The sequence below is a fragment of the Streptomyces sp. NH27 genome (genome assembly GCF_056859195.1).
The window spans coordinates 1-6,525 of record NZ_JACEGK010000457.1 but is presented as its reverse complement, the minus strand read 5'-3'; the positions used below and the strand labels follow the sequence as shown (position 1 = coordinate 6,525).

The 6,525-nt window shown below is 75.4% G+C and carries 4 protein-coding genes; 1 reads left to right on the top strand and 3 read right to left on the bottom strand.

What is annotated here, in order from left to right:
- Positions 1 to 4: 4 nt before the first annotated feature.
- From AC13HU_RS29095 to pdxR, 3 genes are all read right to left on the bottom strand, one after another.
- Positions 5 to 1,693, bottom strand: a complete 1,689-nt coding sequence (locus AC13HU_RS29095) for a DUF885 domain-containing protein (RefSeq protein WP_483044947.1) — start codon at positions 1,691 to 1,693, stop codon at positions 5 to 7.
- A 378-nt stretch (positions 1,694 to 2,071) separates the two neighbouring features.
- Positions 2,072 to 3,505: a GNAT family N-acetyltransferase gene (locus tag AC13HU_RS29090; protein ID WP_483044946.1), complete on the bottom strand. Its 1,434-nt coding sequence runs from the start codon at positions 3,503 to 3,505 to the stop codon at positions 2,072 to 2,074.
- A gap of 81 nt (positions 3,506 to 3,586) precedes the next feature.
- A complete protein-coding gene (gene pdxR / locus AC13HU_RS29085; protein WP_483044945.1) occupies positions 3,587 to 5,191 on the bottom strand; it encodes a MocR-like pyridoxine biosynthesis transcription factor PdxR in 1,605 nt (534 codons plus the stop codon).
- A 47-nt stretch (positions 5,192 to 5,238) separates the two neighbouring features.
- Here pdxR and AC13HU_RS29080 point away from each other — a divergent pair, with 47 nt between their 5' ends.
- On the top strand, positions 5,239 to 6,231 hold the full coding sequence (locus AC13HU_RS29080; protein ID WP_483044944.1) for a DMT family transporter: 993 nt from the start codon (positions 5,239 to 5,241) through the stop codon (positions 6,229 to 6,231).
- Positions 6,232 to 6,525: the final 294 nt, after the last annotated feature.

Sequence of the window (6,525 nt, the reverse complement as noted above, 5' to 3'; positions counted from 1 at the left end):
CCCGTCACAGCACGGACAGCTCCGCGAGGAGGTCGTCCAGGCCCAGCGAGCCCAGCGAGAGCGCGGCCATGTGCCATGCCTTGAGGTCGAACGAGTCGCCGTGGGCGGCCCGGGCGGCGGCCCGGCCGGCCAGCCAGGTGCGCTCGCCGATCTTGTAGCCGATCGCCTGCGCGGGCATGCCGAGGTAGCGGATCACCTCGCTGTCGATCATCTCCGCGGGGCTGCCGTTGTGGGCGGCCAAGAAGGCGTGGCCGAGCTCCGGCGTCCAGCGCTCGCCCGGGTGGAAGGGCGAGTCGTCGGGGATGACCAGCTCCAGGTGCATGCCGATGTCGATGATGACCCGCACCGCCCGCAGCATCTGCGCGTCGAGGTAGCCCAGCCGCCGCTCCGGGTCGGTGAGGAAGCCGAGTTCGTCCATCAGCCGCTCCGCGTAGAGCGCCCAGCCTTCGACGTTCGCGCTGACCGTGCCGACGGTGGCCTGGTAGCGGGACAGGCTGTCGGCGATGTGCGCCCACTGGGCCAGCTGGAGGTGGTGGCCCGGCACGCCCTCGTGGTACCAGGTGGAGACCAGGTCGTAGATCGGGAAGCGGGTGTGGCCCATCGTCGGCAGCCAGGTGCGGCCCGGGCGGCTGAAGTCCTCGGTGGGCGCGGTGTAGTAGGGCGCCGAGGCGCCGCCGGGCGGGGCGATGTGCGCCTCCACCCGCTTGACCCGCTCGGCGAGTTCGAAGTGGGTGCCGTCCAGCGCGCGGATCGCCTCGTCCATCAGGCCCTGGAGCCATTCGCGCACCTCCTCCACGCCCTCGATGACGGTGCCGTGCGTGTCGAGGTGGCGCATCACCTGCCACGGGTCGGTGTCCGGCAGGATCTTGCCCGCCTCCGAGCGCATCTCGGCGATCAGCCGGTGGAACTCCGACCAGCCGTACGCGTACGCCTCCTCCAGGTCCAGGTCGGCGCCGTTCCAGTACCGCGACCAGCGGGCGTACCGCTCGCTGCCCACGGTGTCGGGGGCGCCCTCGACGGCCGGGGCGTACGTGTCGCGCAGCCAGTCGCGGATCTGGGCGAAGGCGGCCGTGGCCTCGCCCGCCGCGGCGTCCAACTCGGCCCGGAGCTCGGCCGGGCCGTCGGCGGTGAGCTGCGCGAACCAGCTTTCCGCCGCGCCGTCGCCGACCCACGTGCCGAGTTGCTCGATGACCGTCTCCACCTGCTTCGGGCCGCCGCGCAGGTCGCGGGCCAGGCCCTCCTCCAGCGAGGAGCGGTAGCCGGCCACCGAGGCGGGCACCGCGCGCAGCCGCGCGGCGATGTCGGCGTAGTCCTCCGCCGTCGTCATCGGCATGAGCGTGAAGGTCTCGCGGATGCTGTGCAGCGGGGAGTTGATGTTGCTGACCGCGCGCAGGTGCTCACCGGCGTCGTGGACCTCGATGTCGGCGGAGAGCCGGTCGCGGAGCAGGCGGGCGCAGCGCCGCTCCTCCGGGCTGTCGCCGCCGGGCCGCGCCTCGGCCTCGGCGAGCCGGGCCTGGGTCTCCCGCGCGAGGTCGGCCAGTGCCTGTGCGCCGGCGGGCGAGTAGTCGGACAGCCGGCGGGCGCTGCCCGGCGCGCCGATGTACGTACCGAGGCCCGGGTCGAGGACGACCAACTCGTCGACATAGGCGTCGGCGACCTGGCGGGGCAGTGGGCTGCTGGTGAGAGTCGACATACGGTCATCTTCGTACGTCAGGTGGTACGGCGTCACCTCGAATAGCCGCCCGGGGCGGGGCCGCCGCGATTTCGCCCGGCCGTACGGTGCCGGCGGCCCGCCTCTGCCGCTGGTCCCGACGGTGCCGAAGGCCCGCCGTTCCGGGCGGTGTTGCCGTCGTCCGATCCTGGGCGTGCCTGCAAAATCCCTTCTCCCGGCCGGGCTTGCGACGTCCGGCGGGCGCGCCCTCCCGCTGACCTGGCGGCGGGGCACGTACTCCAACACCGGCCGATCGGCGGGTACTTCACCCGCCGAAGGCTGCGGGGGAGCGTGCGCGCCGCGAGCCCCGCGCTGCGGGCAGACGGTGCCACGCCCGCGGACACGCATGGGCGGGCACCGTCACACCGGGCGGTCGATCACCGTCCAGGGCAGCGGCGTGGGCGTGCCGTCGGCAGCGGCGGGCAGCGTGGCGGTGATGACGAGGGTGCCGTCCTCGACCTGGTAGTCCAGCGGCAGGTCTAGCTCGCGCAGCGCGGCGGTCATGCCGGTGTTGGTGGACCGGGTCACCGCGTAGACGCTGTCGCGGCCCGCCTCCGCGGCGAGTTCGACGAGCTTGCGCAGCAGCGCGGCGCCGATGCCACGGCGCTGCCACTCGTCCTCGACGAGCAGCGCGACCTCGTTCTCGTCGCCGTCCCACAGCAGATGGCCGAGGGCGACCAGCCGGCCGGAGGCGGTCTCGACCGCGAGCGACTGGCCGAAGCGCGGGCTGAGCAGGTGGGTGAGGTAGCGGTCCGCGTCGCCGACCGGGCCGTGGTATCGCTGCGCGAGGGTGGCCGGCGAGCAGCGTTCTTGCATCGCGAGCGCCGCGGCCAGGTCCTCGGGGCGAGCCCGGCGCAGGCTGATCTCGTTGCCCTCGGGGAGGGTGAGGACGTCGCGGCGGTGCGGCATGCGCACGCTGAGCCGGGCATCCAACTCCACCAGGGCACGGGCCCGGGCGAACTCGGTGGGCGTGAACGGCAGGTGCTCGCGGCGCACGGTGATCACGCCGCCGGACGGGTCGCGCAGCCGCATCACCGTCGGGGCGCCCTCGACGCAGTGGGCGCCGGCAGCCCGTTCGTCCTGCTCCGCCGGCTGCGCGTACCGGTCCTGGTCGTCGAGCTGCCCGGCGGGCGTCGAGCCGATGGTGCAGCGCCCGAAGAGTTGGCGCAGCGCCAGCGGCAGTTCGGCGGCGTCCAGCGCGGTGCGGGTGGCCAGGGTGAGCATCCGGGTCGGCATGTCCACCAGGTCGTGGGCGTCGGCCCGCTCCAGCCAGGTGTCGGTGCCGCCGGCGTCCGTGACGGACTTCGCGAGCGCGGTCGCCGGGAGCGCGGACGGTGCCCGCAGCAGGAACTCGTCCACGGTGCCGTCGGCCAGCGGGTGCGTCTGGAGGGTGACGATGTCGACCCGGCTGCCGGCCAGGGCCGTGCACACCGCCCCGAGTGTGCCGGGTGCGTCGCGTACGGTCGTGCGCATCCGCCACAGCGTGGTCTCGGCGGGGGCAGGCGCGGGTGAGGAGACTGCGTCGGTGGGCAGCGGTGCGTCGGTGGAGGCGTCCGCCGTGGGTACTCGCCGTGCGGCGTCGTGGCCGCGCCACCACAGGTGGAAGCCGGCGGCGAGCAGTGACCCGCCCGCCGAGGCGATCAGCAGCGCCCTCCCGCCGAGTCCGGCGCCCGCCGTTTCGGCGACGAGGTCCGCGGCGGCCGTCGCGGCGAACAGCGCTGCTACGAAGGCGCGTTCACGGCCCCTGTGACGGCGCCGTGCGGGGGCGGAGGCAGAAGAGGTCGAATGCGGCATACGGCAACCATGCCGAACGCGTGTTGCGCGATCACGAACACACCGTGACCGGACGGTAAAGGGGCGACCTTTTCGGCTAACTCATCCTTTGAGGTGCTTCGCCGTCTTCGGGTTCCCGTGCCGGGGGCCGGAGTTGGCGCCGGCGCCGTTGCCGCCCTTGCCCAGGGCCCGCACCGCGCGGCTGATCGCCTCCGGCGACAGGTGCGCGTAGCCCACCACGAGGGCGACCTCGTCCTCCGTGGCCGCGTCCTCCGCGACCGGGACCGAGGCCGCGACCGCGTCCCGGGCCGGCGCCGCGCGGTAGTCCGACAGCGGACGCAGCCGGATTCCGGCGGCCTCGGCCCGCGCGAGAAAGCGCTCCTGCGGCCCGTACTCGGCCGGCAGCGTGACGATCGCGTGCAGCCCGGCCGCGATACCGCTGACCCGGGCGCCCGGCAGGTGTTCGGCCAGGGCCGTCACGAGGGCGTCCCGCCGCAGCCGGTAGAGCCGTTGGCAGCGGCGCAACTGCCGGTCGTACTGCCCGGTGGTGAGGAAACGGGCGAGGACGGCCTGCTCGGTGACGGGGTTGCCCAGATCCATGGTCCGCTTGCGCGCCGCCGCCTCCGCGACCACGTCCGGCGGCGCCACCAGCCAGCCCAACCGCAGCCCCGGCGCAAGGGACTTGCTCACCGATCCGGTGTACGCGACATGGCCGGGCGCGAGCCCCTGGAGGGCGCCGACCGGCGCCCGATCATAGCGGAAGTCCCCGTCGTAGTCGTCCTCGACCACCAGGCCGTCCACCGACCGTGCCCAGCCGGCCAGTTCGGCGCGCCGCGGCGCGGAGTACGCCACCCCGGAAGGGAATTGGTGGCAGGGCGTCACGATCGCGGCGCGCGCACCCGTGGCCGCCAACGCGTCGACCCGCAGCCCGTCGCCGTCGACCGGCACCGGCACCGCCGACAGGCCCACCGCGGCCAGCAGTTCGCGCAGTTCCGGGCTGCCCGGGTCCTCCACCGCGACCGCCCGGTGCCCCCGGGCGCGCAGCACCATGCCGAGCAGCGTATGTGCCTGGGCCACCCCGGAGACCACCATCACCTGGTCGGGCTCGGCGGCCACGCACCGCCGCCGTACGAGGAGTTCGGCCAGCGCCTGGCGCAACTCCGGCAGGCCGCGCGGGTCGGGGTAGCCGAACGCGGTGTGCGGCAGCCGGGCCACGATCCTGCGGTGCGCGGCCGACCAGGCCGCCCGCGGGAAGAGCGAGAGGTCCGGCAACCCCGGCCGCAGGTCCGCCGGGCCGCCCCGGTCGTCCTCGGCGAAGCCGCTCGCCACAAACACCGCCGGGGCGGTGGTCGTCCGGGCCACCCAGGTGCCCGAGCCCTGCCGGCCGGTCAGGTAGCCCTCGGCCGTCAACTGCTCGTAGGCGTCGGTCACCACGCCCCGCGACACCCCGAGGTCGGCGGACAGCGCCCGGCTCGACGGCATCCGCACCCCGGCCGCCAGCCGCCCGGACCGGACCTCCTCCCGCAGCGCCGACTGGAGCGCCCGGCCCCGTCCGCGCGGCGCGACGTCCAGCGACGGCAGCAGCACCTCCCACGCGGCCCTGCCCTCGGGCCGCGCGGTGCCCTGCGCGCGCTCGGGCGCCCCGGAGCCCGGCCCGGGGCGATCCGCCGAGCTGCCCGCCGCCGAAGTGGTTCCCCAACTTCCCATGAAAGTGGACCTTAAAGCAGACCGCCTTGCGTCCGTACGGTCCGGGTATGAACTCCTCCTACCGCCGCGGTGCGCTCTTCGCCGCCGTCGCCTGCGTCCTGGTGGGCGCGTCCTTCACCGCCGGTGGCGCGCTCGTCCACTACCCGCACGCCGGTGGCCAGGCACTGCGCTACGGCGCCGCGTTCCTGCTGCTGGCGGGCCCGGCCCGCCGCCGGGGGAGCGGCCGGCTGCGTGCCCTCCGCGTACGTCAGTGGGTGCTGGTCGCGGCCGTCGCCGCGGTCGGCATGGTCGGCTTCAACCTGTCGGTGCTCGCCGCGGAGCGCACCGCGCAACCGGCGGTGCCCGGCGTGCTGGTGGGCTGCGCGCCGGTCGTGGTGGCCGTGCTGGTCCCGCTGGCCGCCGGACGCCGGCCGGGCGGCGCGGTCACCGGGGGAGCGGTGCTGGTGGCGGCGGGCGCGTTCGCCGTCCAGGGCTGGGGCGGCACGGACGGGCCCGGCCTGGCGTGGTCGGTGGCGGCGCTGGGCGGCGAGGTGGGCTTCGCGCTGCTGGCGGCGCCGCTGGTACGGCCGCTGGGCCCGCTGCTGCTGTCCACCTGCGTGTGCGGGTTCGCCGCGGTCGAGGCCGCGGTGCTCGCCGCGGCCGGCGACGGGTTCCGCACCCCGACCGGCCCGGAGGCGCTGGCGCTGGGCTGGCAGGCGGTCGTCGCGACCGTGATCGGGTTCCTGTGCTGGTACGCCGGGTTCCAGCGGCTGGGCACCGAACGGGCCACGCTCTTCTCGGGGCTCATCCCGGTCTCGGCGGCGCTGACCGCGCCGATGGTCTCGGTCGGGACCCTGGGGGTGGGCCAGTTGACCGGCAGCGCGCTGGTCGCGGCGGGCGTGGCGGTCGGTTCGGGCGCCCTGCGGGGGCTGCACGGACGGCCGTACGGTTCCGCCGGCGGCGGCCCGGTGCAGGGTGGCGTGCCGGGCGAAGCCGCGGGTACGGCGGCGGGCGTGCCGGCGGGCGGGGAGGAACCGGTGCCCGCGGTCCGTCGGAGCTGACAGCGGAACGCGGGGGCAGACCGGGTGCCGGCCGGGAGGGCCGGTGCGGGTGCCGCGGGGCGGGCCGGGACCGGCAGCGTGGACCGGCCGGAAATCAGATCTGCATTTATGCATGCGGGACGGGAACTCCGCCGGGATGAGGGGAGTTGTCTCAGTACGGGCCGGTGCGCGCACCGGCCCGGCCAGCGGCTCCGACCGGGCGCCCCCGTCCCGGTCGGAGCTTCGAAGGTCGTCCGCGTGTCTGCCGGCCCCCTCCTCCGGCGGACCGCGGACGACGCACGGAGGAGGGCGTAC